The organism is Microbacterium sp. LMC-P-041 (assembly GCF_030209555.1).
Lineage (GTDB): Bacteria > Actinomycetota > Actinomycetes > Actinomycetales > Microbacteriaceae > Microbacterium.
Map to the genome: position 1 here is coordinate 12,555 of NZ_JARVRV010000008.1, position 24,812 is coordinate 37,366.

At 68.0% G+C, this 24,812-nt stretch carries 18 protein-coding genes; 9 read left to right on the forward strand and 9 right to left on the reverse strand.

From position 1 onward, the window contains the following. Window positions 1-65 precede the first annotated feature (65 nt). Window positions 66-2,285 (reverse strand): NADP-dependent isocitrate dehydrogenase, encoded by a 2,220-nt coding sequence (locus tag QRN21_RS14730; protein ID WP_285365329.1) that lies wholly within the window; start codon window positions 2,283-2,285, stop codon window positions 66-68. A gap of 179 nt (window positions 2,286-2,464) precedes the next feature. Here QRN21_RS14730 and QRN21_RS14735 point away from each other — a divergent pair, with 179 nt between their 5' ends. The 7 genes from QRN21_RS14735 (at window position 2,465) to QRN21_RS14765 (ending at window position 11,155) form a co-directional block, all read left to right on the forward strand. Next, a complete protein-coding gene (locus QRN21_RS14735; RefSeq protein ID WP_056277753.1) occupies window positions 2,465-2,923 on the forward strand; it encodes a GNAT family N-acetyltransferase in 459 nt (152 codons plus the stop codon). A gap of 212 nt (window positions 2,924-3,135) precedes the next feature. Beyond that, window positions 3,136-4,149 (forward strand): LacI family DNA-binding transcriptional regulator, encoded by a 1,014-nt coding sequence (locus QRN21_RS14740; RefSeq protein WP_285364863.1) that lies wholly within the window; start codon window positions 3,136-3,138, stop codon window positions 4,147-4,149. 123 nt (window positions 4,150-4,272) lie between these two features. After that, window positions 4,273-5,580 (forward strand): ABC transporter substrate-binding protein, encoded by a 1,308-nt coding sequence (locus QRN21_RS14745; protein WP_056277377.1) that lies wholly within the window; start codon window positions 4,273-4,275, stop codon window positions 5,578-5,580. Between the two features lie 58 nt (window positions 5,581-5,638). Next, window positions 5,639-6,604 (forward strand): carbohydrate ABC transporter permease, encoded by a 966-nt coding sequence (locus QRN21_RS14750; RefSeq protein WP_157538122.1) that lies wholly within the window; start codon window positions 5,639-5,641, stop codon window positions 6,602-6,604. Then, window positions 6,604-7,491, forward strand: coding sequence for a carbohydrate ABC transporter permease (locus QRN21_RS14755; protein ID WP_198032385.1), 888 nt, complete (start codon window positions 6,604-6,606; stop codon window positions 7,489-7,491). The genes QRN21_RS14750 and QRN21_RS14755 overlap by 1 nt, the downstream gene beginning before the upstream one ends. Then, window positions 7,491-9,725 carry an alpha-xylosidase gene (gene yicI / locus QRN21_RS14760; RefSeq protein ID WP_053099019.1) on the forward strand — a complete coding sequence of 745 codons (2,235 nt, stop codon included), beginning with the start codon at window positions 7,491-7,493 and terminating at the stop codon, window positions 9,723-9,725. The genes QRN21_RS14755 and yicI overlap by 1 nt, the downstream gene beginning before the upstream one ends. Further along, complete coding sequence (locus QRN21_RS14765) at window positions 9,722-11,155, forward strand: GH1 family beta-glucosidase (RefSeq protein WP_285364870.1); 1,434 nt, start codon at window positions 9,722-9,724, stop codon at window positions 11,153-11,155. Before yicI ends, QRN21_RS14765 begins: the two co-directional genes overlap by 4 nt. 54 nt (window positions 11,156-11,209) lie before the next feature. On the opposite strand, the gene QRN21_RS14770 is transcribed toward QRN21_RS14765, so the two are convergent. Continuing rightward, the gene (locus tag QRN21_RS14770) at window positions 11,210-12,013 is read right to left on the reverse strand and encodes a hypothetical protein (protein WP_285364873.1); all 804 of its coding nucleotides are present in this window, start codon (window positions 12,011-12,013) and stop codon (window positions 11,210-11,212) included. Between the two features lie 328 nt (window positions 12,014-12,341). Between QRN21_RS14770 and QRN21_RS14775 the strand changes: the two genes are divergently transcribed. After that, complete coding sequence (locus tag QRN21_RS14775; protein WP_285364875.1) at window positions 12,342-13,190, forward strand: endonuclease domain-containing protein; 849 nt, start codon at window positions 12,342-12,344, stop codon at window positions 13,188-13,190. A gap of 125 nt (window positions 13,191-13,315) precedes the next feature. Here QRN21_RS14775 and QRN21_RS14780 read toward each other — a convergent pair whose 3' ends face one another. The 7 genes from QRN21_RS14780 to QRN21_RS14810 form a co-directional block, all read right to left on the reverse strand. After that, window positions 13,316-15,130: an ABC transporter ATP-binding protein gene (locus tag QRN21_RS14780; RefSeq protein ID WP_053099015.1), complete on the reverse strand. Its 1,815-nt coding sequence runs from the start codon at window positions 15,128-15,130 to the stop codon at window positions 13,316-13,318. Continuing rightward, window positions 15,127-17,058, reverse strand: a complete 1,932-nt coding sequence (locus QRN21_RS14785; protein WP_053099014.1) for an ABC transporter ATP-binding protein — start codon at window positions 17,056-17,058, stop codon at window positions 15,127-15,129. Before QRN21_RS14785 ends, QRN21_RS14780 begins: the two co-directional genes overlap by 4 nt. A 271-nt stretch (window positions 17,059-17,329) precedes the next feature. Further along, a complete protein-coding gene (locus QRN21_RS14790; RefSeq protein ID WP_056277359.1) occupies window positions 17,330-17,827 on the reverse strand; it encodes a methylated-DNA--[protein]-cysteine S-methyltransferase in 498 nt (165 codons plus the stop codon). Continuing rightward, window positions 17,824-19,323, reverse strand: a complete 1,500-nt coding sequence (locus tag QRN21_RS14795; RefSeq protein ID WP_056277357.1) for a DNA-3-methyladenine glycosylase 2 family protein — start codon at window positions 19,321-19,323, stop codon at window positions 17,824-17,826. The genes QRN21_RS14790 and QRN21_RS14795 overlap by 4 nt, the downstream gene beginning before the upstream one ends. Window positions 19,324-19,477: 154 nt before the next feature. Further along, entirely contained in the window at window positions 19,478-21,085 is a 1,608-nt protein-coding gene (gene purH / locus QRN21_RS14800; RefSeq protein WP_285364880.1) for a bifunctional phosphoribosylaminoimidazolecarboxamide formyltransferase/IMP cyclohydrolase, read from the reverse strand. 40 nt (window positions 21,086-21,125) lie between these two features. Then, window positions 21,126-21,713, reverse strand: a complete 588-nt coding sequence (gene purN, locus QRN21_RS14805) for a phosphoribosylglycinamide formyltransferase (RefSeq protein ID WP_056277354.1) — start codon at window positions 21,711-21,713, stop codon at window positions 21,126-21,128. 43 nt (window positions 21,714-21,756) lie between these two features. Then, window positions 21,757-23,151, reverse strand: a complete 1,395-nt coding sequence (locus QRN21_RS14810) for a cell division protein PerM (protein ID WP_285364883.1) — start codon at window positions 23,149-23,151, stop codon at window positions 21,757-21,759. Between the two features lie 91 nt (window positions 23,152-23,242). On the opposite strand from QRN21_RS14810, the gene QRN21_RS14815 reads away from it, so the two are divergent. Further along, the gene (locus tag QRN21_RS14815; RefSeq protein WP_053099008.1) at window positions 23,243-24,700 is read left to right on the forward strand and encodes an NCS2 family permease; all 1,458 of its coding nucleotides are present in this window, start codon (window positions 23,243-23,245) and stop codon (window positions 24,698-24,700) included. Window positions 24,701-24,812 lie beyond the last annotated feature (112 nt).

A 24,812-nucleotide genomic window follows, 5' to 3' on the forward strand; every position in this document is an offset into this window, starting at 1 on the left:
CGGAGGGATCACGCGAAGAAGGGGCCGGATGCTCTCGCATCCGGCCCCTTCTTCTGTGATCTGCGTCAGCTCAGCGCGTCGACGATGCCGTTCAGGGTGGTGGACGGGCGCATGACTGCGGTGACGAGCGCGTCGTCGGGGCGGTAGTACCCGCCGATCTCGACGGGCTTGCCCTGCACGGCGTTGAGCTCGGAGACGATCTTCTCCTCGTTCTCGGCGAGCGTGGCGGCGATCGGTGCGAAGGACGCGGCGAGCTCGGCATCCTTCGTCTGCTTCGCCAGCTCCTGCGCCCAGTACAGACCCAGGTAGAAGTGGCTGCCGCGGTTGTCGATCGTGCCGAGAGCGCGGCCCGGGGAGCGGTCCTCTTCGAGGAACGTTCCGGTCGCCGCATCGAGGGTCTCCGCGAGGACCCGGGCCTTCTCGTTCCCGCTGCGGTCGGCGAAGTGCTCGAGCGACGCGGCCAGCGCGAAGAACTCGCCCAGCGAGTCCCACCGCAGGTAGTTCTCCTCGACGAGCTGCTGCACGTGCTTGGGGGCCGATCCGCCGGCGCCCGTCTCGAAGAGGCCACCGCCGGCGAGCAGCGGGACGATCGACAGCATCTTCGCGCTGGTGCCGACCTCGAGGATCGGGAACAGGTCGGTCAGGTAGTCGCGCAGCACGTTGCCCGTCACCGAGATGGTGTCGAGGCCGTGGCGCATCCGCGCCAGCGTGTAGCGAGTGGCTTCCTCGGGAGCGAGGATCGTGATCGTGAGGCCCTTGGTGTCGAGCGTCGCGAGACCCTGGTGCACCTTGGCGATGATCTGCGCGTCGTGCGAGCGGTTGGCATCGAGCCAGAACACCGCGGGCACGCCCGTGGCGCGAGCACGGGAGACGGCGAGCTTGACCCAGTCCATCACCGGGATGTGCTTCGTCTGCGTCGCACGCCAGATGTCACCCGCGCCGACCTCGTGCTCGATCAGCACGGTGCCCTCGCTGTCGAGCACCTGAACAGTGCCTGCGGCGGCGATCTCGAACGTCTTGTCGTGGCTGCCGTACTCCTCAGCCGCCTGGGCCATGAGGCCCACGTTCGGCACGGTGCCGATCGTGGCGGGGTCGAGCGGGCCGTTGGCGATCACATCGTCGATGACCGCCTGATAGACGCTCGCATACGAGGAGTCCGGGATCACCGCGAGCGTGTCGGCCTCGCCGCCGTCCTTGCCCCACAGCTTGCCGCCGTTGCGGACGAGCGCGGGCATGGAGGCGTCGACGATGACGTCGCTCGGGACATGCAGGTTCGTGGTCCCCTTGTCGGAGTTCACGTACGAGAGACGCGGCCCCTCGGCGATGGCCCTGTCGAACGCTGCGGCGATCTCGTCGCCGTCGGCGATGTCACCGAGGCCCGAGAGGATCGAGCCGAGACCGTCGTTGGGGTTGAGTCCCGCGGCGGCCAGCTTGTCGCCGTACTGCGCGAACACGTCCTTGAAGAACACCCTCACGACGTGACCGAAGATGATCGGGTCGCTGACCTTCATCATTGTGGCCTTGAGGTGCACCGAGTAGAGGACGTCGTCGTTCTTCGCCGTCTCGAGCGTCTCGGCGAGGAAGGCGTCGAGGTGCGCGGCCGAGAGGAACGTCGCGTCGATGATCTCGCGCGGAAGGACCTTCAGCCCCTCCTTGAGGATCGTGACGGTGCCGTCTGCGGCGGTGTGGCGGAAGCTGAGGACGTCGTCATGGGCGGCGACCCAGGAGCGCTCGTTGTGCTTGAAGTCGTCGTGACCGAGCGTCGCGACGCGGGTCTTCGATCCCTCGGCGAACGGCTTGTTGCGGTGCGGGTGCTTCTTCGCGTAGTTCTTCACGGCCAGAGGTGCCCGACGGTCGCTGTTCCCCTCGCGGAGCACGGGGTTCACCGCTGAGCCCTTGATGCGGTCGTAGCGGGCGCGGACGTCCTTCTCCTCGAGAGAGGTCGGCTCGTCCGGGAAGTCGGGGATGTCGTAGCCCTGGGCCTGCAGCTCGGCGATCGCGCCCTTGAGCTGCGGGATCGAGGCCGAGATGTTCGGCAGCTTGATGATGTTCGCCTCGGGGAGCGTGGCGAGGCCACCGAGCTCGGCGAGGGAATCACCGACCTGCTGCTCCGGGGTGAGCTTCTGCGGGAATGCCGCGAGGATGCGTCCGCCGAGCGAGATGTCGCGGGTCTCGACCTCGATGCCCGCCTGCCCCGTGTAGGCCTTGATGATCGGCAGGAAGGAAGCGGTGGCGAGAGCCGGAGCCTCGTCCGTGTAGGTGTAGATGATGGCGTCGTCGGTCACCAGGAGGTTCTCCGTTCGCGAGGGCATATTTGTCTCGATACCAAGATACCTGAGCCGCTCCCGACGCACGTTCGCCGGGAGGCGGGGTGCACATCGACTTCCGGCATTCCGCAGAGCTGCACCCCTGACGAAAGTCGAGGTTTCTGCGCGGCGACCCGATGAGGGGCTAGCCTGTGATCATGTCCGAACTGCGCATGGTCGAACTCTCCGCTGCGACGATCGTCGCCGTGAACAACATGTCGCTCAAGCCCGGACAGGAGCAGTTCCTCGCTCCGGTGTCCTATGGCATCGCGGCGACCGTCATCAACCCCCAGACCTCCTGGCAGCGAGTCGTCCTCGACGACGACCAGGTCGTCGGTTTCGTCAGTGCGAACTTCGACGCCGACGCCCCGGAAGAGCACTTCCGCTCAGTGCTGTGGCGCATCAACGTCGACGCCGACGACCAGGGCAAGGGCGTGGGTCGCTTCGCGGTCGAGCAGCTCATCGAAGAGGCGCGAGTCCGCGGATTCGACCACATCAACGTCATCTACGAGGCCGGAGAAGACGGCCCCGAGGCGTTCTTCCTGCGTGTCGGCTTCACCCCTGTCGGCGAGACCGAGTACTCCGAGGTCATCGCTCAGATCCGCATCCCTTCGTAGACCGGCGGCGGGGTCTCGAATCCCCTCCCCCATCGAGGCCCCGTCGCCCTGTCCGGTGAATCGATGGGACCGCTCCCGCGTTCTCCGCGATCGATTTGTTGCGAGTGACCACAAAAAGGTTGCGCGCAGCGTTGAACCGTGCCTATCATCTCTGTCAGAGGCGGTAGCGAAGCGCTTCGACGATGTGACCGAAACGCGACGATGGAGTCCTGATGACGACGATCCACGAGGTGGCAGAAGCCGCCGGAGTGTCGATCAGCACGGTCTCCTACGCTCTGAGCGGCAAGCGCCCCGTCTCCGAGAAGACGCGACGCCGCATCGAGGACGCGGTGCACACGCTCGGTTACGAACCCGACGCCGGAGCACGGATGCTCGCCGGGCGCCGCACTCAGATCTTCGGGCTCACCGAGCCCCTCCGCGCCGACACGCACGCCCCGACCCACATGGCGTTCGTGCTCGCGACCGCGGTCGCCGCGCGGCGCCGCGGTTACGACATCCTCCTCCTGACCGACGAGCAGGCGTCGGAGGGCATGAACCGCGTCGCCGCGAGCAATCTGGTCGACGCCATCCTCGTGCTCGACGTCGCCCCCGACGATGAGCGCGCGGACATCGCCCGCTCCCTGCGCTCCCCCACCGTGTTCATCGGCATCCCCGACGACGCCCGGGATCTGACCTGTGTCGACCTCGACTTCGAGGCGACGGGGCATCTCGCGGTGGATCGACTGGCCGATGCCGGACATACGTCGGTCACGCTGTTCGGCCAGACCGAGGTCTCCTACCGGAAGTCGAACTTCCCTCGTCGCCTGCTCCTCGGCGTGCAGGAGCGAGCGGCCGAGCGGGGCGTCGACCTCGACTGGGTGACGACGGGCGTCACGACCACCGATGCCTCCTCCGTGCGCGCGGCCGCAGAGCTGGCGCTGGAGCGCGGCGTCCGCGCCTTCATCGTCCACGCCGTCGGCGACGTCCACGATGTCCTCCTCGAGACGATCTCGGCCCAGGGGCTGACGGTGGGAGAAGACGTCTCCGTCATCTCGGCGGCCGCATCGTTCGACACGTCTGCGCTCGTCGTCCCGATCGACACGATCCCGCTCGTGCCGCAGAGGTCATGCGAGCTCGCCGTCGACCTCGCGGTGCGACGCCTGGAGGAACCGGGCCTGCCCGCGCAGATCCACCTGATCCCACCCGAATACCAGTCCGCCGGCTCCGTCGCTCCCGCCCGGGAGTGACGGGCGTCGACCACGCAGCCGCATCGCGATCATCGAAGCGCTTCGACGATCGCCTCATCACAACTGAACACCCGACCCACTGAAGTGTCCGGCCCCAGGGCCACCGAGAAAGGAGTGCCGACGATGGCACGCACCACCCGCAGGACGAAGACGTTGGCGGCTCTCGCCGCTCTCACCGCGACAGGCATCGCCCTGAGCGGATGCACCGCCGGTTCCGGCGACGAGGGGGGCGGCGGCGACACCCTCAAGCTCTGGCACTACGAGGGCGCCGACAGCGCGATGGGCAAGGCGTGGGCCGAGGCGATCGCGATCTTCGAGGAGGAGACCGGCGCGAAGGTCGAGTTCGAGGAGAAGTCCTTCGAACAGATCCAGAAGACCGCCAGCCAGGTGCTCGACACGGACGCCGCCCCCGACCTCATGGAGTTCAACAAGGGCAACGCGACGGCCGGCTTCCTCGCCTCCACCGGCCTGATCGCCGACATCTCCGACGCCGTCGAGGAGTACGGGTGGGACGAGAAGCTCGCACCCTCTCTCCAGACCACCGCGAAGTACTCCGAAGACGGTGTGATGGGCGGTGACACGTGGTTCGGAGTCCCGAACTACGGCGAGTTCGTCGGCGTCTACTACAACCAGGACGCGTTCGCCGCGGCAGGGCTCGAGATCCCCACCACCTACGAGGAGTTCGTCGACGTGCTCGACGCGTTCGTCGCACAGGGAGTCACCCCTCTCGCCGAGGCCGGCGCGGAGTACCCGCTCGGACAGCTGTGGTATCAGCTCGCGCTGCTCGAGGGAGACCGCGACTTCGTCGACTCCTATCAGCTCTACGACGGAGAGGTCGATTGGCAGGGCCCGGAGGTCACCGCCGCCTCCGAGACGCTCCAGGACTACGTCGACAAGGGCTACATCGCCTCGGATGTCTCATCGGTCAAGGCCGAGGACGCCGGTGTCTCGTTCATCAACGGCACCTCGCCGATCTTCGTCTCGGGCTCCTGGTGGTTCGGACGCTTCGTCTCGGAGGCCACCGGCTTCGATTGGACGATGACGGCGTTCCCTGGAGCGGATCTCTCGCTCGGCTCGTCCGGCAACCTGTGGGTCGTCCCCGAGAACGCCGCGAACAAGGAGCTCGCGTACGAGTTCATCGACATCACGATGCGGCCGGAGATCCAGGCGATCATCGGCAACAACGGCGGCCTCCCCGTCGCGGCAGACACCGCTGACATCACCGATGAGAAGAGCGCGGCCCTGATCGAGACGTTCAACGGCGTGCTCGACGCCGACGGACTCTCGTTCTACCCCGACTGGCCCGCCCCCGGCTTCTACGACGTGATCGTCCAGGAGCTCCAGGGTCTGATCACCGGCACGCAGGACGCCGAGACGACCAACACCAACCTCGGCGAGCAGTACGACGAGGGCACGTCCGAATTCCGTTGATCCACTCGCGGGGGCGGCGACCGCACGTCGCCGCCCCCGCATCCTCCTGGAGATGAACATGTCACTCGTCACCCGCCGCGAGGGCCGCACGAAGCTGCCGCCCGAAGAGCCGTCGATCCCGCAGCGCAGCGGTGGGACCGGCGCCTACTGGATGTACCTGCTCCCGGGCTTCGTCCTGCTCCTCGTCGTCGTCATCGTCCCGCTGATCTGGAACGTGTATCTGACCTTCACGAAGTGGAAGGGCGTCCGCACGCCGGAGTTCATCGGTCTCGAGAACTGGCAGAAGATCCTCACCGACAGCGACTTCTGGACCTCGTTCACGAACTCGGTGTGGATGATCATCGCCATGGTCGTGGTGCCCACGATCGTCGGTCTCATCGTCGCCGCCCTTCTCTTCGACGTCGTCGGACGCAAGTTCGGCGGCAAGGTGGGCAGCTTCCTGCGGGCGACGTACTACCTCCCCCAGATCCTCCCGATCGCCGTCGCCGGCATCGTGATCGGCTGGATCGTCCGGCCGGGTGGCGACGGCGCGCTGAACCAGATCCTCGGATGGTTCGGCATCCCCGCCTACGACTGGCTCGGCCAGATGCCCTCGGCCCTCATCGTGCTGATGGTCGTCATGGTGTGGGTGCAGCTCGGCTACCCCGTGGTCGTCTTCATGGCGGCGCTGCAGCGCGTCGACCCTGAGCTCTACGAAGCCGCCGAACTCGACGGGGCGAACTGGTTCCAGCGATTCTCGGCGATCACGATGAGCATCATCCGCCCGGAGATCTTCGTCGTCACTCTGACCTGCACGATCGCGGCACTCAAGGTCTTCGGCCCCGTCTACATCATCACCCGCGGCGGCCCCGCCGGCGCCACCCTGGTGCCCGCGTACTACGCCTACCAGGAGTTCTTCACGAAGCGGAACGTCGGCTACGGCGCGACCATCGCCACCGTGCTGACCATCGTCGTGGTGATCGTGTCGATCATCTTCATCCGCGTGCAGAACTCGCTCGAGCGCAAGGAAAGGGCGGGTCTCTGATGCACGCCACCACCGCCATCGTCACCGGCAAGCCGGCCACCAGCCGTCCGCGCGGCGGCATGACCAAGAAGCGTCCGATCGACTGGCTCATGCTCGCCCTCGTCGTGATCGGTGCGCTGCTGATCATCGCGCCGTTCTACCTCGTGCTGGTCAACTCGTTCAAGTCGCCGGTCGACTACGCGACGTCGGGTCCGCTGGCGTTCCCCGAGACCCTCGACTTCGGCGGGATCATCAAGTTCTGGGAGAGGGTGAACTTCCCCGAGAAGGTCTGGAACTCGCTCTTCATCGCTGGCGTGGTCTCCGTCCTCGCCGTGGTCATCTCGATGCTCAACGCCTTCGCGATCGGCATCGGGCGAGTCCGCGGACGCAGCTGGATCGTGCTGCTCTTCCTGCTCGCGAACCTGCTGCCCCAGGAGGCCCTCCTCTACCCGCTCTACTACATGTTCAAGTCCGTCGGCCTGTACGACAACGTGTGGTCGGTGATCATCGTCTTCACCGTGATCCAGGCGGCGTTCGGCACGTATCTGCTGTCGTCGGTCTACGGGACGTTCCCGAAGGAGATCCTCGAGGCGGCGTCTCTCGACGGCGCGAGCCGCTGGCAGATCCTGTGGCGGGTCGTCTTCCCGATCAGCCGTCCGACCCTGTCGGTGCTGCTCATCTTCTTCTTCATCTGGACGTGGAACGAGTTCCTGATCCCGCTGACCTTCCTCGCGTCGAACGCCAACCAGACGGTCCCCGTGGCGATCAGCGTGCTGCAGGGCGACCGGCTCATGGACGTCACGACGACGAGCGCGTCAGCGCTGCTCGGCATCATCCCCACGCTCATCTTCTTCCTCATCTTCCAGCGCACCCTCACGCGCGGCATCACGGCAGGAGCAGTCAAGTAATGAAGTTCACCGACGGGTTCTGGCAACTGCGTCCAGGGGTCACCGCGCTGTACGCGCAGGAGGCCTATGACATCGCCGAGACCACCGACACCCCCGACGGGCGAGGGATCGTCATCACGGCGCCCACCATGGTGATCGCCAAGCGCGGCGACACCCTGAACCGTCCCGTGCTCACGACCACGCTCTCCTCTCCCGCCGAAGGGGTGGTGCGCGTGCGCATCGCGCACCACGAAGGCGGCCGCTGGCACGGCGGATTCGGCCTCCCCGGCGCAGGAGCGGGGGCCGCCTCCGTATCCGTGAGCGAGGCGGGCGGCGTCCTGGATGCCGGTTCGCTCGTGGCGCGGATCACCCACGGTGCGCCGTGGGGCCTGTCCTTCGAGGTCGACGGCAGGCGTGTGACCGGAAGCGGGCACAAGGCTCAGGGTTACGTCCGGCTCGCTCCGGACGCGCAGGTGGATGCCGGAATCGTCGACAACGCCCGCCAGGGCGGCTCGACCCCCAGCGGATCCGTCTTCGTGCACGAGCAGCTCGACCTGGGAGTGGGCGAGCTCATCTACGGCCTCGGCGAGCGCTTCGGCCCGCTGGTGAAGAACGGTCAGTCGGTGGACATCTGGAACGCCGACGGCGGGACCTCGAGCGAGCAGGCGTACAAGAGCATCCCGTTCCATGTGTCGAACCGCGGGTACGGGGTTCTCGTGAACGATCCGGGTCACGTGTCGTACGAGATCGGCTCGGAATCGGTCGAGCGCGTGCAGTTCTCGGTCTCGGGCGAGGTGCTCGAGTACTTCGTCATCGCCGGTCCGACGCCGAAGGAGGTGCTCTCGCGCTACACGGCTCTCACCGGACGGCCGCCGGTGGTTCCCGCCTGGTCATACGGGCTCTGGTTGTCGACGAGCTTCACGACCGACTACGACGAGCAGACCGTCAACTCGTTCATCGACGAGATGGCGGCGCGGGAGCTGCCGGTGTCGGTGTTCCATTTCGACTGCTTCTGGATGCGGGAATTCAACTGGACCGACTTCGTCTGGGATTCGCGGGTGTTCCCCGATCCCGAGGGCATGCTGTCGCGACTGCACGACAAGGACCTGCGCGTCTGCGTCTGGATCAACCCCTACATCGCCCAGCGCTCCCCGCTGTTCCGCGAGGCCGCCGATCAGGGCTTCCTCGTGCAGCGCCCCGACGGATCGGTCTGGCAGTGGGACCTGTGGCAGGCGGGTATGGGTCTCGTGGACTTCACGAACCCCGAGGCCACCGCCTGGTACCAGTCGAAGCTCCGCGGGTTGATCGACCAGGGCGTGGACTGCTTCAAGACCGACTTCGGCGAGCGCATCCCGACCGAGGTCGTCTGGGCCGACGGCTCCGACCCCGAGCGCATGCACAACCTGTACACCGATCTCTACAATCGCGCGGTGCACGACGTGCTCGTCGACGCCCGCGGCGCGGATGACGCCGTGCTGTTCGCGCGCTCGGCCACGGCGGGCGGACAGAGCATGCCGGTGCACTGGGGCGGGGATTCCACCTCGACCTATGCGTCGATGGCCGAGACCCTGCGCGGAGGGCTGTCGCTGGCGCTCAGCGGCTTCGCCTTCTGGAGTCACGACATCGGGGGCTTCGAAGGCACTCCGGATGCCGGGGTCTTCAAACGCTGGACGGCGTTCGGCCTGCTCGGCTCGCACTCCCGCTTCCACGGCTCGAGCTCGTACCGGGTGCCGTGGGCCTTCGACGAGGAGGCCGTCGACGTGACGAGGCGCTTCACCCACCTCAAGATGCAGCTCATGCCCTACCTCTATCAGCAGGGCATCATCGCCTCGAGAACCGGGCTGCCGGTGATGCGTCCGATGCAGCTGGAGTTCCCGGACGACCCGGCCGTCGGCTACCTCGACCGGCAGTACATGCTGGGCTCTGACCTGCTCGTCGCGCCGGTCTTCTCGGAGGACGGAACGGTGGAGTTCTATCTCCCGGAGGGCGAGTGGACGTCGCTGCTGACGGGAGAGACGGTCGCGGGTGGCGGATGGCGCCGGGAGACCCATGCCTTCGATTCGCTGCCGCTGTACGTGCGCCCCGGCACCGCGCTCCCCTGGGGCGCTCGCACCGATCGGCCGGACTACGACTATCACGACGGCCTGCGACTGCGCGTGTTCCCCGGCGGATCGGGGTCGACGACGGTGACGGTCACGAGCCCCGACGGCCGTGAGAAGATCTACGAAACCGACCTGACGGAGGTGACCCGGTGACTCTCTCCCCCGCCGATGACTACCGCGGATCCGGACTCGTCCTCCCCGAGGGCTTCACGTTCGGATCGGCGACCGCCGCGTACCAGATCGAGGGTGCGGCAGACGAGGACGGCAGGACGCCGTCGATCTGGGACACGTTCAGCCGAACGCCGGGCAAGGTGTGGAACGGCGACACCGGCGATGTGGCCTGCGATCACTACCATCGCGTCGATGAGGACCTCGACCTGATGTCGGATCTCGGACTGCAGGCCTACCGATTCTCGATCGCCTGGCCGCGCATCGTCCCTGCGGCAGACGGACGAGTCAATCAGGCGGGCATCGACTTCTACTCGCGTCTCGTCGACGGACTCCTCGAGCGCGGCATCCGCCCCGTGGCGACCCTCTACCACTGGGATCTTCCGCAGTACCTCGAGGATACGGGCGGGTGGACCTCTCGCGCCACGACCGATGCCTTCGAGCGATACGCGTCGATCGTGGGCGCAGCACTGGGCGACCGGGTACACACCTGGACCACGCTCAACGAGCCCTGGTGCTCCGCCTATCTGGGCTACGGTCAGGGCGGTCACGCGCCGGGTCGGCACGAGCCCGCCTCCGCGCTGTCGGCCGTGCACCACCTGAACCTCGCGCACGGGCGCGCCATCCAGGCGCTCCGGGCGACGTCGACCGGTGACCCCGACTACTCGGTGACGTTGAACTTCCATGTCCTGCGGGGCGTCGGCGACGGCGCTGACGAGGCCATGCGCCGGATCGACGGTCTCGCGAATCGCGCCTTCACCCACCCGATGCTGCGCGGCGAGTACCCCGCAGACCTCCTCGACGACACGGCATCGGTCACCGACTGGTCGTTCGTGCAGGATGGCGACCTCGCCACGATCAACCAGCCGATCGACGTCCTCGGGGTCAACTACTACTCGACGGCGACCGTCCGCCTGTGGGACGGGGTGTCGGAGAAGCAGCAGAACGACGGGCACAAGGGCACGGCCGGAGGCACGGCGTGGCCGGGCAGCGATCAGCTGGTCGAGTTCGTCGAGCAGCCGGGGCCGTACACGGCGATGGGATGGAACATCGCGCCCGAGGGACTGGAGGAGCTGCTCGTCTCGCTGTCGGAGCAGTTCCCGTCGCAGCCGCTCATGGTCACCGAGAACGGGGCGGCGTTCGACGACGAGGTGGCTGAGGACGGCTCCGTCCCCGATCCCGAGCGCACCGACTACCTGCGCAGGCACTTCACGGCCGCTCATCGTGCGATCCAGCGCGGTGTCGACCTGCGCGGCTATTTCGTGTGGTCGCTCCTCGACAACTTCGAGTGGGGCTACGGCTATGCGAAGAGATTCGGCATCGTGCGCGTGGACTTCGACTCGCTCGAACGCACCGTCAAGGACTCGGGGCACTGGTATCGACAGCTGATCGCCTCACGGACGATCGGCGCCTGAGGCACCGCACTCACGTGAGCATCGAGCGCCGTCTTCGCCCTGCGGAGGCGGCGCTCAGCGCTTGTCCGGGCGTTTGCGTTCGTTCCACGCGGCGAACGCCGATGCGGCGGCGCCGGCGGCACGGTCGATCGCCTCGGCCGACCGACTGATCACATCCTGCGCGGCATCCTGCCAGGTGGACGATGCCGAGGACGCCTCTCCCGCGTGCACCCGAGCGGCATGCTCGGCCGCTTCGAAGGCCCGCTCGAGATCGGCGACGGCGTCGCGGTACGCGGCGAAGTCCGCCGCGCTGACCCTCCCGGTGGCGGCGCGGCGCATCTCGACCGCGTGCGCTGCCGCGCGCAGATACGCCGCAGTCGCCGGCTGTCGGACGTCGGTCATCTCCGGGTAGGCGATCTGCAGCCCCGGATCGGTCTCGTAGCTCATCCAGCGCGCGACGATCGCCTCGTGCTGCGCCTGAAGCCTCTCCAGGGGGCGTGGTGCGGATGCCGTCGGGATCGCCGCACGGGCGGCGTTCAGGCGCACCTGCTTGGCGCGGACGTCGGCGGACGCGGCTTTGGCGTCGTTCTCCTTCGCCCGCAGCATCCGCTTGGCACCCGCGACCTGCTCCGGGGTCGCACGCCGCGCGCTGCGTTCGGCCGAGATGCGGGCGACGTCGGCGCGCGCCAGCTTGACGGCCATCCGCCTCTCGACCGCCGTCTGCCTGGCGGCTTTGAGATCATGCCGAGCCGCGTCGTACTCGAGTCGGCGTCCGCTCTTGATGCTGCGGCGACGCAGCCCGACCGCGCCGGCTGCGACACCCCCGGCTGCGGCGGGCGCGATCCACCACAACTCGACGGCGAGCAGCAGCGGATCCATACCTCGATGGTACCCAGAGCCAAGGCTCGTGTCCCTTCCCCCCTCTCCCCCTTTCCCCTCTCCTGTCCCCCTCCTCCCCTCCTCCTGTCCCCCTCCTCCTGTCCCTCTCCCCCCTCCCCTCCTCCCTCGTGTCTCCCTCCCCCTCCCCACATCTGCGGCTTTGGTCACCTTCTGCGGCCAGGGCCGAAGCTCACGGCCGCAGAAGCTCACCCGAGCCGCCGAAGTGGAGGGCGTGACTGCCCCTCCACATCCCGCTTCGGCAGTCGGTTCTCCTCAGGATGCGGGTAGCCGGCTTTCGAGGAGGTGGGCGGGGCGGCATCCTGAGGCGATGGACCTGAGGGAATGGCTCACTGCGCGAGGCGGCATCGCCCACCGATCGGACGCTGCCGAACACGGCTTCGCCCCGAGACAGGTTCGTGGGGCGATCCGCTCCGGAGCAGTGCGCCGCCTGCGCGCTCAGTGGGTGGCCCTGGCATCGGCTCCCGACGACCTGGTGGCGGCTGCCGCGGCATCCGCGCGGCTGACCTGCGTGTCGCTCGCACGTCGTCGCGGGTGGTGGGTGCCGGATCGAGCGCCGGGGGGTCTGCACCTGCAGGTCGGGCCCAATGCGCACCGCCACCGAGATGACGCGACCCTGCATTGGGGCGCGCCGCTCGTCGACTGCGGCCCGCGGCGACTCACGGCGTCCGTCGAAGACGCTTTGGCGCACATCGCCGGCTGCTGCCTCCACGAGGACGCACGGGTGATCTGGGAGTCGGCCGTCCGCATCGAGCGGCTCGACGTCGAAGCTCTTCGACTGGTGGAATGGCGTGAGCCGCGGTCGCGCGCACTGGCCGAGGAGGTCATCGGACTGTCGGACTCCGGCCTGGAGACGATGGTGGTCGTACGGCTCAGTGGTTGGGGTGTGCCCCTGCGCCAGCAGGTCCGGCTCGCGGGTCGCCGGGTCGACATCGTGATCGGCTCACACCTGGTCGTGCAGATCGACGGATACGCACATCACTCCTCGTCGGCGCAGCGGGGATCCGATGTCGCCCATGATGCCGAGCTGCGCCTGCGCGGGTACACCGTGTTGCGCCTGTCCTATGCGCAGATCGTGCACGGGTGGGAAGACGTCGAGCGCACTCTGCAGGCCGCGATCGCGCGGGGGCTGCATCTTCCACCCCGTCAGCGCCGATGATGGCCAACGGTTCGTGCGGCCACAGTGACCTTCTGCGGCCACGACTTCTCGTCGTGGCCGCAGAAGTGCGCCCTGGCCGCAGAAGACGCGGAGGGCGACAGCAGTCGCGCTCGCTCAGGCGACGGTCACACCAGCGTCTGCTGCCAGGCGGCGTGCAACTGAGCGAACTTGCCCGTGCCGCTGATGAGGGTCTCCGGGGTGTCGTCCTCGATGATCTTGCCGTGCTCCATCACGAGCACCCGGTCGGCGATCGCGACCGTCGACAGCCGGTGCGCGATGATGATCGCCGTGCGGTCCTTGAGAAGCGTCTGCAGCGCATCCTGGATCAGACGTTCCGAGGGGATGTCGAGCGACGCGGTCGCCTCGTCGAGGATCAGCACCGCAGGGTCCGCGAGGAATGCCCGCGCGAACGAGATCAGCTGACGCTGCCCCGCCGACACCCGGCCACCCCGCTTGTTGACATCGGTGCCGTATCCGTCGGGCAGCGACGAGATGAACTCGTCTGCCCCGACCGCGCGGGCAGCCGCACGGATCTCATCCAGCGAGGCATCGGGCTTTCCGAGAGCGATGTTGTCGGCGACCGTGCCGCTGAACAGGTAGGCCTCCTGCGTGACCATCACGATGGCGCGACGCAGGTCCTTCGGATGCAGGCTGCGCAGGTCGACTCCATCGAGCGTGACCGTGCCGATCGACGGGTCGTAGAACCGGGAGATCAGCTTCGCCAGAGTGGACTTGCCCGCGCCCGTGGTACCCACCAGCGCGATCGTCTGCCCGGCAGGGATGTCGAGCGAGAAGTTCGGCAGGATGGTCTTCTCGCCGTTGTATCCGAACGTGACCTCGTCGAACCGCACGTGTCCGCGCGACTCCCACAGGTCGACCGGCTTCTCGGGATCCGGAACCGTCGGCACCTCTTCGAGCACTCCGGACACCTTCTCCAGGGCCGCGGTGGCGGACTGGTAGGAGTTCAGGAACATCGCGATCTCCTGCATCGGCGCGAAGAAGTTGCGCACGTACAGCACGGCCGACAGCAGCACGCCGACGGTGAGGGTCTCGTTCGAGACCCTGATGCCGCCCCACAGCACGACGATTCCGAGCACGAGCGCCGCGACGCCCATCAGGCCGGGCTCGAACGTGCCGAACAGCAGCATCGAGCGTCGGTTGACGTCCCGGTAGTCGCCGGCGATCTTCTGGAAGGTCACGTCGTTGCGAGGCTCCTTGCGGAAGGCCTTGACGGCACGGATGCCGGTCATGGTCTCGACGAACTGCACGATGACCTTCGCGCTGATGACGCGCGACTCACGATAGACGAGCTGCGAACGCGAGTAGAACCAGCGCATCAGGAAGAACAGGGGTACGCCGCCGATCGCGAGGATGAGCCCGGACTGCCAGTCCCACACGCACAGCGCGATGAAGGTGAACAGGCCGAACAGCACGCCGGAGACGAGCTCGTTCAGCCCGCCGTCGAGCAGCTCCTTGATCGAGTCGAGGTCGCTCGTCTGACGCGAGATGATGCGACCGGACGTGTAGGACTCATGGAATTCCAGGCTGAGGCGCTGGGTGTGCAGGAAGATCCGCTTGCGGAGGTCGAGCAGCACTGCCTGCGTGAGCTTGGCCGCGATGATCACGTACCAGGCGATCATCGCCGCCGCGACGGCGCCGGCGAGAAGGTAGATCCCGCCGATCATGAAGGTCGGCATCCAATCGGCGCGCTCGAGCACAGCGGGCAGGGCACGGTCGAGACCGATGCTGATGAGGATCGGTCCCGCGACCTGGAGCGCCGTCGAGATGACGAGAACGATGGCCGCCAGAGTGATCTGCGGCTTCAGCGGACGCACGAGCGATCCCAGCAGTCGGAGCGACCGGCGACGGATGGCCCGGCTCTCCTCCTTGGTGTAGCTGGAGCGGTCTTCGTCCTGGGTTCCGGTGATCGCGGAGCTCATCGCTGCACCTCCTTCTCGGTGATGATGTCTTCGTCGGCGGCGTCCTGGCGGATCCCGTCCTGCACGACGGCGTCGATCTCGTCTTCCTCATCGCGGATGATCGGGATCGCGCCGGTGCGCGCCGCCTCCTCAGCCTCGAGGCTGGAGATGACGTGGCGGTAGTGACGACTCGTCTTCAGCAGCTCGCTGTGCGTCCCGACGGCGGTGACTCGGCCCGATTCGAGCAGCGCGACCCGGTCGGCCAGAGCCACGGTCGAGGGCCTGTGCGCCACGATCATGGCGGTCGTATCGGCCAGCACGTGCCGCAGCGCCTCTTCGACGAGAGCCTCGGTGTCGACGTCGAGCGCCGACAACGGGTCATCGAGCACGAGCACCTTCGGCTTGGCGGCGACCGCCCTGGCCAGTGCGAGACGCTGACGCTGTCCGCCGGACAGGCTCAACCCTTCCTCGCCGATGACGGTTTCGACCCCCTCGGGGAGCGAGTCCACGAAAGAGGCCTGTGCCACGTCGAGCGCTTCGCGCAGCACTCGTTCGGCCTCGTCGCTGTGCACGTCGAGATCGGCCCGTCCGAGCAGGACGTTCTCGCGCACGGTGGCCGAGAACAGCGTGGCGTCCTCGAACGCCATCGCGATGTGCTGACGCAGCTCGGCGAGCGGCAGGTCGCGCACGTCGACGCCGTCGAGCGTCACGCGCCCGCCGGTGACGTCGTAGAGGCGCGTGGGCAGGGTGGTCAGGGTGGTCTTGCCGCTGCCGGTCAGCCCCACGAGCGCCATGGTCTCGCCCGGGCGCAGCACGAGATCGATGCCGTCGAGCAGATCGCGCTCGTTCGCGCCCGCGTCCTGGTACCGGAAGTGCGCCTTGTCGAATGCGAGCTCGCCACGGGGTTCCGCGATGTGCACGGGGTTCTCGGGGTCGGTGATGCTGTTCGTCTCGGAGTAGATGTCGAACACGCGATCGGTCGCCGTGCGGGCGTCGAGCATGAACGAGAACAGGAACCCGATCGATTCGATCGGCCAGCGCAGCACGACGGCCATGGCGAAGAACGCGAACAGCTGAGCCTCGTCGATCTGTCCCTGCGAGATCAGCCAGATGCCGGACATCAAGCTCAGCCCGAACGCGATCTGCGGCATGAGATCGAGCCAGAACCAGATCGACGCGATCGCGCCGGCCTTGCTCATCTCGGTCTCACGCAGCGTCTCGGCCTGGCGGCTGAAGCGGCTCAGAGCGTGCTTGCCCCGACCGAACGCCTTGAGCACGCGGATGCCGTGCACGCTCTCCTCGACGCTGGTGGCGAGGTCGCCGGCCTGGTCCTGGCTGCGGCGAGTGAGCGCGCCGTAACGCTTCTCGAAGAGGTAGCCGCGGATCCAGAGCGGAATGGCGGTGACGATGAAGATCACTCCCAGCAGCCAGTGCCAGCGGAACAGGAGCACGGATCCGATGATGATGGTCAGGACGTTGACCACCAGCAGGACGAGGCCGAAGGCCAGCCACCGGCGGATCAGGCCGATGTCCTGCATCATCCGGCTCAGCAGCTGCCCCGACTGCCAGCGGTCATGGAAGGAGACCGGCAGCGTCTGCAGGCGCGAGTAGAGCTCGGTGCGCATCTTGTACTCGACCTGTGTTGCGGGGTTGAGCACGAACTGGCGGCGCAGCCAGACCATGAGCGCCTCACCCAGCGCGAGGCCGAAGACCGCGAGCGCACCCCAGGCGATCGCATCGATCGCGCCCGTCCGCACAGGACCGCGGATGATCTGCTCGAGGACGATCGGAATCATCAGTGCGATGATCGCGGCGACGAGCGCGCTCGCGGCGCCTCCCGCGAGCCGCCAGATGACGGGCTTGACGAAAGGCTTCAGGCGCCACAGTGCGGCCGGTGTGGAAAGGGAGGAGGAAGGGGAGGCGTTCTGCGATGAAGGCGAGGAAGACATGTCTCTCAGACGAGTTTCGTATGGGGAAGCGGTTGCTGAAGGCGGCAGACGCAGCGAAGGACTCTCGGAGTCCGGCATCCGGTGGTCGTGCGTGTCGGAAAGTGGCTCTAGCGGAGCGGGCGCACCGGGGTCGAGCCGAGAGCGGCGATCTGCACAGCGGCGATCGATGTCATGGTGTCCTCCTCAGGGGCTCGGCTATGTCGTCCCGGTCGGTGCGACAGCCCACCAGCCTATTCCTGTGAACAAGCTGAGCACAAGAGAGATTCCCGATTCATGCCCGCGCGGCTTCTCGCTCCAGCAGGCTCGCCTTGACGTCGAGACCCCAGGCGAACCCGCCGAGGGTGCCATCCGATCGCAGCACACGGTGGCAGGGCACGAACAGCGCGGGGGCGTTGCGGGCGCAGATCGATGCCGCGGCGCGCACCGCACGGGGGTTGCCGAGCCGCGCTGCGAACGAGGTGTAGGTCAGCGGCTCCCCCGGCTCGATCGACCTCAGCGCCGACCATCCGGTGAGCTGGAGCGCCGTGCCCGTCTGCTTCACGGCGACCGCGTCGATCGCCGAGAGGTCCCCGGCATAGAACGAGAGCGCAGCGGCAGCCGCATCCGTCTCGCCCTCGCGCACCTCCGTCGGCCGCACCGGGACGGCGAGCCGTGCGAGGATCGTCGCCTGGTCGGCCGTCCATCCAGAGGCGAGCACCCGCTGACGGTCGTCGGCGAGGATGGTGAACGGTCCGTCGAGCGTCTCGACGGTCTGGATGATGGCGTTCATGAGGTCTCCTTCACAAGGGCGGTGGTCTGTCTCGCGCTCGGCCGTCGAACCGGACGTGCGGGCGCTGCTCGCCAGAGGTGAGCACTGAGATAACTGCGCCACGGGGCAGCCCGCTCGGCCCACGCGACCAGCGGCAGCGGATCCGCCGGCAGTCCGGACGCGGCGGCCCCCGCACGAAGTGCGACGTCGCCGGGGAGCAGCACGTCGGGGTCGCCCAGCACCCGCATCCGCACGTAGTCGGCCGTCCAGGGGCCGATGCCGGGCATCGCGAGCAGGGCAGCGCGCTGCTCGACTCCGTCGTCGCCGACCGTGAGAGCGAGGCTGCCGTCGGCGAGGGCCGTGGCTGCGCCGACGATCGCCCTGATGCGGGCGGCCGGTCCGCGCAGCACCGAGGCCCCGTGCTCGGCGATCGCCGCCATCGTCGGGAAGAGCAGCCCCTGCTCCGTGCGCTCCCCCAGCGCGTCGGCGAGCGCGGTGAGGGCAGTGCGCGCGGCGACGACGGTGATCTGCTGACCGACCATGGCACGGATCAGCATCTCGTGCGGATCCGCCGAGCCCGGCACGCGGATGCCCGGAGTGCGCGCGACCAGCGGAGCGATCTCGGGGTGGGCGCTCAGCGCCTCGTCGACCGCGAGAGGGTCGGCGTCGAGGTCGAAGATCCGTCGCACGGTCGACACCAGCGGAGCGAGGTCGCCGAGCTGAGCGACGCGCGCCCGAAGGTGCAGTCGCTGCGTCGAGTCCTGATGCACTTCGAACCACGCGGGCCCGCCCGCCATACGCAGGTGCCGAGAGAAAGATGTGGTCGCGGCCTCTTCGACCCCCGATACCGCACGCGCAGCCATCCACTGGAAGATTCCGGACGCATCGAGCGGCCCGCGGTACGGGAGGACGAGGTCGATCGCACCGGGAGCAGCGGACGCCGGGGTCTTCCGTCGAGCCCTGAGCTCGCCCGGAGTCAGAGTGAACACCTCGCGGATCGTGTCGTTGCACTGCCGAATGCTCGCGAAACCGGCCGAGAAAGCCACATCCGAGATCTGCATGTCCGTGCCCACCAGCAGCATGCGCGCCGTGTGCGCGCGATGCGCCCGCGCGAGGGCGAGCGGACCTGCCCCCAGCTCGGTCGAGAGCAGTCGGGTCAGGTGCCGTGTCGAATAGCCGAGACGCACGGCGAGGCCCGACACTCCCTCGCGCTCGACGACGCCCGAGGCGATGAGACGCATCGCCCGCGCCGCGACGTCACTGCGCAGGTCCCACGCAGGCGAGCCCGGGGCAGCTTCGGGCAGACAGCGCTTGCACGCCCGAAAGCCCGCCTCGTGCGCCGCTGCGCTGGTGGGATAGAAGGTGACGTTCTGCGGCTTGGGCGTGCGCGCGGGGCAGCTCGGACGGCAGTAGATCCCGGTAGAGCGCACGGCGGTCACGAACTGCCCGTCGAAGCGGGTGTCGCGCGCGCTGATCGCACGGTATCGCTCATCGAAGTCGGTCACGGGGAAGCTCATGCCTCCACTCTGCCACCGCCCTCTGACATCGACTGGCGGAAATCGGACATCACGGTGGACATCGGGATCGGCCGCATCATCCGACGACGAGACCCCTCGCACCTGCATCGGCGCGAGGGGTCTCGGATGTGCCTGGGCCTCAGGGCCGCCGCACTCAGTGGAAGAAGTGACGCTCCCCGGTGAAGAACATCGTGACGCCGGCCTTGCGTGCGGCGTCGACGACCTCTTCATCGCGCACCGAGCCACCGGGCTGCACGATCGCGGTGACGCCCGCATCGATGAGCACCTGCGCACCGTCGGCGAACGGGAAGAAGGCATCGGAGGCAGCGACAGAACCGGCTGCACGATCACCGGCTCGCTCGACCGCGAGGCGGCACGAGTCGACACGGTTGACCTGCCCCATGCCGACGCCGACCGTGGCGTTGTCCTTCGCGAGCACGATCGCGTTCGACTTGACGGCGCGGCACGCCTTCCACGCGAAGATGAGGTTCTCCATCTCCTCGTCGCTGGGGCGCTCGCCCGAGACGAGCTCCCAGTTCTTGGCGACCGAGACGATGTCGTCGGGGAAGCGATCGGCATCCTGCAGCAGAAGTCCGCCCGAGACGAGGCGCACATCCATGCGCTCCTGCTGCCAGTCCTCCGGCAGCTGCAGCAGACGCAGGTTCTTCTTCGCCTTGAACACCTCGAGGGCTGCGGGTTCGAACGACGGCGCGACGATGACCTCGGTGAAGATGTCCTTCAGATTCTCGGCCATCTTGAGGGTGACGGTGCCGTTCGCGGCGATCACTCCCCCGTAGGCCGACACCGGGTCGCACTCGTGGGCGCGGATGTGCGCGCTCGCGATCGGGTCGAGGGCGTTCGGGGCGGTCGTGGCGATGCCGCACGGGTTCGCGTGCTTGATGATCGCGACGGCCGGCTTCACCATGTCGTAGGCGGCGCGCAGCGCGGCATCCGCGTCGACGTAGTTGTTGTACGACATCTCCTTGCCCTGCAGCTGCGTCGCCTGGGCGATGCCGTGGCCGCCGACACGGGTGTAGATCGCGCCGCGCTGGTGCGAGTTCTCGCCGTAGCGCAGCGTCGCCAGCAGCTCGGCCTGGATCGTGAGGTGCGTCGGCAGGTCCTCGCCCTCGCCGAGCGTGCCCTCCGCGAACCATGAGGCCACCGCGGTGTCGTAGGCGGCGGTGTGGGCGAAGGCGCGGGCCGCGAGCTCGCGGCGCTGCGTCAGCGTGGTGCCGCCGTTCTCGATGGCGCTGATGATGCCCGGGTACGACTGCGGCGAGACGACGATCGCGACGTTCGCGTGGTTCTTGGCCGCGGCGCGCACCATAGCGGGGCCGCCGATGTCGATCTGCTCGACCACGTCGTCGCCCTCAGCACCGGAGGCGACCGTCTCGACGAAGGGATACAGGTTCACGACGACGAGCTCGAACGGTGCGATGTCGAGATCCGCGAGCTGACGTTCGTGATCCTCGAGGCGCAGGTCCGCGAGCAGACCGCCGTGGATCTTCGGGTGCAGCGTCTTCACGCGGCCGTCGAGCATCTCGGCGACTCCCGTGACGGCGGCGACGTCGGTGACCTCGAAGCCCGCCTCGCGGATCGTGGAGGCCGTCGAGCCGGTCGAGACGATCTGCACGCCCGCGCCGGCGAGAGAGGCGGCGAGATCGAGCAGACCGGACTTGTCGCTCACCGAGACGAGTGCGCGGCGAACCGGGACGGTGTCGCGATCGCGGTACAGCGAGTGGTCGTGGCGGGGGCCGGCCATGATGGGCTCCTTCGTGCGAGGGGGGCGTGCGTGGATCGGTTCAGGATGCTGAGGTCAGCGAGAGCTCACCGGTCGCGATGCGGCGCACCACGTCGATGAGAAGTCGGCGCTCGACGGGCTTGATGCGCTCGTGGAGGCTGTGCTCGGTGTCACCGGCGACGACCGGCACGCGCTCCTGCGCGAGGATCGGGCCGGTGTCGACGCCGTCGTCGACGACGATCACGCTCGCGCCGGTCTCCGAGACGCCCGCGGCGAGCGCGTCGCGCACTCCGTGTGCGCCGGGGAACTCGGGCAGGTATGCGGGATGCGTGTTGATCAGTCGTGGCGAGAGGTCGGCGACGAGGGCGGCAGGAAGCAGACGCATCAGGCCGCTGAGCACGACGAGATCTGCGTTCCAGACGGCGAGCTGGCGGCCGAGCTCCTCGCCCCAGGCTTCGCGCGATTCGTGCTCGTGCCACGGAACCGTGAAGCTCGGGATGCCGAACTCCTCGGCGTGGGCCAGGCCGTCGGCTTCGCGGTCGGCGCCGACGACCACCACCCGCGCAGGGAAATCGGGGTGGCGAGCAGCCTCGAGGAGGGCGCGAAGGTTCGAGCCGGTGCCCGAGATGAGAACGGCGACCGTGAGCACGCGCCCAGTCTACCGGGGCCGATGGGAGGCCCCGAGCCGCATGTCAGCCGACGGGATCGCGCGGATCGCGCCGCGGGAGCCGGAATCCGCCCGCGTCATCCAGCGGCGCCGTGTCGTAGGTCGACGGTCCGTCCGGCCAGCCGACCGTTCCGTCGCTGGGATCCGTGCGTGCGTTCGACACCGCATCGGATGCCGTCATCTCGGCGACCCAGCGGTCGGTGCGCTCTTCCGCGAGCTCATCGCGATTGCGGGGCGACAGGAGCAGGATCGCTGCGCCGAGCAGGACCTCTCCTCCCAGCGCGAGAGCGAACGGCAGCGGGGCAGGGCCGGCTTCGGAGAGCCGCCCCGGACCCATCGACCCTCCGGCGAACAGGGCGGCGATCGCGGCGACAGCGGCGGTCAGCACGCCGATTCCGAGGGCGATCGTCGCACGCGGGGCGAGACCGAGCGGCGTGCCCTCCCAGACGAGGCGGGACCGGACCGCCCATCCGGCGAAGGCACCGGCACCGATCGGGAGGATGATGACGATGAGCATCCAGATCGACGTGCTCTCGGGAAGCAGCCCGAGCACGGGGATTCCGGGGACCACGCCGAGCTGGGTGCCCGCCGGGGACACCGCTGTGCCGACCCCCACGGCGAATCCGGGTCCGGCGAGCCAGGAGGCCGCCCAGACGATGATGGTGGGCAGATACGCGAGATGCCCGAGAGTGATGACTCCGGCGCCGAGCGCATCGACCCGCGCCGCCTGGAAGAGAGCCACCATCTCGCCGCCTCGTGCCGCCGTGAGCACGGCGACAGCAACTGCGGAGACTGCAGTGGTCCCCACGACGGCGAAGGCCGCTCCGCGCACGGCCGCACTCGGAACCGGCCCCCAATCGCCCCACGAGTCGACGACGTCGTGGATCCGGTCGAGGAAGCCGCCGTCACCGTCCTCCCAGGCGATGCGGACGGCACCGCACACGGCGCCCACGAGATAGACGGCTGTCGGAAGCAGGATCGCCTCGACGACGGGCGTCTCGACGGCTCCGAGATGGGCGGTCAGTGCGACTCCGGTCGCGATCGCCGCGAACGTGAGGGAGCCGGAGAGCGAGCCGAGGAGCCAGGCCCCCGCGCGCGCGGCGCGGGTGCCGGAGCGGGCTGCGAAGAGCAGCGTGAAGATCAGGAACGCGAGCGGTGTCACCGAGAGCGTGAAGGCGGCGGCCGCCGGTGCGATGCCCGTCGTGCGGAGCACCTCGGTCGATACGTCGATGCTCAGCGGCACGCCGTGGCCGAACTGCCACAGGGTGCCGGTGAGCGGCCAGAGCGCTCCCCAGTCGGCCGTGACGCCGAACGAGAGCGTCCAGAGCAGGGTGAGCGGCGCCAGCAGGACCACGAGACCGACCGCCGCAGCGATTGCGGCATCGAAGGCGGCGAGGAGCGCGACGAGGAGGCGTTGCATATCGAATCGAGACTACGACGAGAACCCTGTCGTCGCCTGTGGGCGCGCGCGACTCGGGCGACACGATATCGTCTCCAGCGGAGGTTTCCCGATGACAACTGCCCCGTCCCCCACCCGCTCAGAGGCCCAACCCAAGAACGCCCTCGACCGCTTCTTCGAGATCAGCAAGCGCGGATCCACGATCGGCACCGAGATCCGAGGGGGCCTGGTGACCTTCGTCACGATGGCCTACATCGTGATCCTCAACCCGATCATCCTGTCCGGCTCGGCCGACGTCGCCGGCGACACGCTCGATTTCAGCGCCGTCGGCGCCGCCACCGCGTTGACCGCCGGCATCATGACGATCCTGTTCGGTCTCATCACCCGCCTGCCGTTCGGCTTCGCCGCCGGCCTCGGCATCAACGCCTTCGTGGCCTTCTCGGTCGTCGGTCAGGTCACCTGGCCCGAGGCGATGGCTCTCGTGATGATCAACGGTCTCGTCATCGTGCTTCTCGCGGCGACCGGCCTGCGCAAGATGATCTTCGACGCGGTTCCGTTCCAGCTGAAGATCGCGATCACGGTCGGAATCGGCCTGTTCATCGCCTTCATCGGGTTCGTGAACTCCGGCTTCGTCACCGCGACCGGCAGCGCTTCTCCGCCGGTCGGTCTCGGCGTCGGCGGATCGGTCGCGACCGTGCCCACCGTGCTGTTCATCGTCACGCTCATCGTCACCGGCATCCTGGTCGCGCGCAAGGTCAAGGGCGGGCTGCTCATCGGCCTCGTCACCGGCACCGTCCTCGCGGTGATCGTCGAGGCGATCTGGCATCTCGGAGCCGCATCCGACGACAACGCGGGCGGCTGGGGGCTCACGGTTCCGACTCTCACGGGATCGCCGTTCGGTCTGCCCGACCTGAGCCTGGTCGGCGCGGTCGACTTCAGCTTCGACTTCAGCAAGGTGAGCCTCGTCGCGATCGTGATGATCGTCTTCACCCTCGTCTTCTCGAACTTCTTCGACGCCATGGGCACCATGACCGGTCTCGCCAAGGAGGCCGACCTCGCGAACGAGAACGGCGACTTCCCGCGCATCAAGTCGGCGCTGGTCGTCGAAGGTGTCGGCGCGATCGTCGGTGGTGGTACGTCCTCGTCGTCGAGCACCGTGTTCATCGAGTCCGGAGCGGGTATCGGCGAGGGTGCGCGCACCGGATTCGCCAACCTGATCACGGGTGGCATGTTCCTGCTCGCGATGTTCCTCACGCCGCTCACCTCGATCGTCCCGACCGAGATCGCGGCCGCCGCGCTCGTGATCGTCGGCGCGATGATGATGGCGCAGATCAAGTACATCGACCTCACGGAGTTCGACGTGCTGCTGCCCGTGTTCCTGACCGTGACCGTGATGCCGCTGACCTACTCGATCGCCAACGGAATCGGCGCCGGCTTCGTCAGCTGGGTGCTCATCCAGGCGTTCTCCGGCAAGGCCCGCAAGATCAGCCCGCTGCTGTGGATCGTCGCCGTCGGCTTCGTGATCTTCTTCGCCCGAGGTCCCATCGAGGCGCTCTTCGGCGTCGCCTGAGCGACGACGAACAACACGAAGGGCGGATGCTGCGGCATCCGTCCTTCGTCGTCCCTACGCACCTGGCGTGTCGAAAGCGTCCGGGCATAGAAGAAGGCCCCGGAGTGGAGTC

Coding starts and splice junctions, on each gene's coding strand:
- QRN21_RS14735 (WP_056277753.1), top strand. CDS start 2,465: ATGTCCGAACTGCGCATGGTCGAACTCTCCGCTGCGACGATCGTCGCC.
- QRN21_RS14740 (WP_285364863.1), top strand. CDS start 3,136: ATGACGACGATCCACGAGGTGGCAGAAGCCGCCGGAGTGTCGATCAGC.
- QRN21_RS14745 (WP_056277377.1), top strand. CDS start 4,273: ATGGCACGCACCACCCGCAGGACGAAGACGTTGGCGGCTCTCGCCGCT.
- QRN21_RS14750 (WP_157538122.1), top strand. CDS start 5,639: ATGTCACTCGTCACCCGCCGCGAGGGCCGCACGAAGCTGCCGCCCGAA.
- QRN21_RS14755 (WP_198032385.1), top strand. CDS start 6,604: ATGCACGCCACCACCGCCATCGTCACCGGCAAGCCGGCCACCAGCCGT.
- yicI (WP_053099019.1), top strand. CDS start 7,491: ATGAAGTTCACCGACGGGTTCTGGCAACTGCGTCCAGGGGTCACCGCG.
- QRN21_RS14770 (WP_285364873.1), bottom strand. CDS start 12,013: ATGGATCCGCTGCTGCTCGCCGTCGAGTTGTGGTGGATCGCGCCCGCC.
- QRN21_RS14775 (WP_285364875.1), top strand. CDS start 12,342: ATGGACCTGAGGGAATGGCTCACTGCGCGAGGCGGCATCGCCCACCGA.
- QRN21_RS14780 (WP_053099015.1), bottom strand. CDS start 15,130: ATGAGCTCCGCGATCACCGGAACCCAGGACGAAGACCGCTCCAGCTAC.
- QRN21_RS14785 (WP_053099014.1), bottom strand. CDS start 17,058: ATGTCTTCCTCGCCTTCATCGCAGAACGCCTCCCCTTCCTCCTCCCTT.
- QRN21_RS14790 (WP_056277359.1), bottom strand. CDS start 17,827: ATGAACGCCATCATCCAGACCGTCGAGACGCTCGACGGACCGTTCACC.
- QRN21_RS14795 (WP_056277357.1), bottom strand. CDS start 19,323: ATGAGCTTCCCCGTGACCGACTTCGATGAGCGATACCGTGCGATCAGC.
- purH (WP_285364880.1), bottom strand. CDS start 21,085: ATGGCCGGCCCCCGCCACGACCACTCGCTGTACCGCGATCGCGACACC.
- QRN21_RS14810 (WP_285364883.1), bottom strand. CDS start 23,151: ATGCAACGCCTCCTCGTCGCGCTCCTCGCCGCCTTCGATGCCGCAATC.
- QRN21_RS14815 (WP_053099008.1), top strand. CDS start 23,243: ATGACAACTGCCCCGTCCCCCACCCGCTCAGAGGCCCAACCCAAGAAC.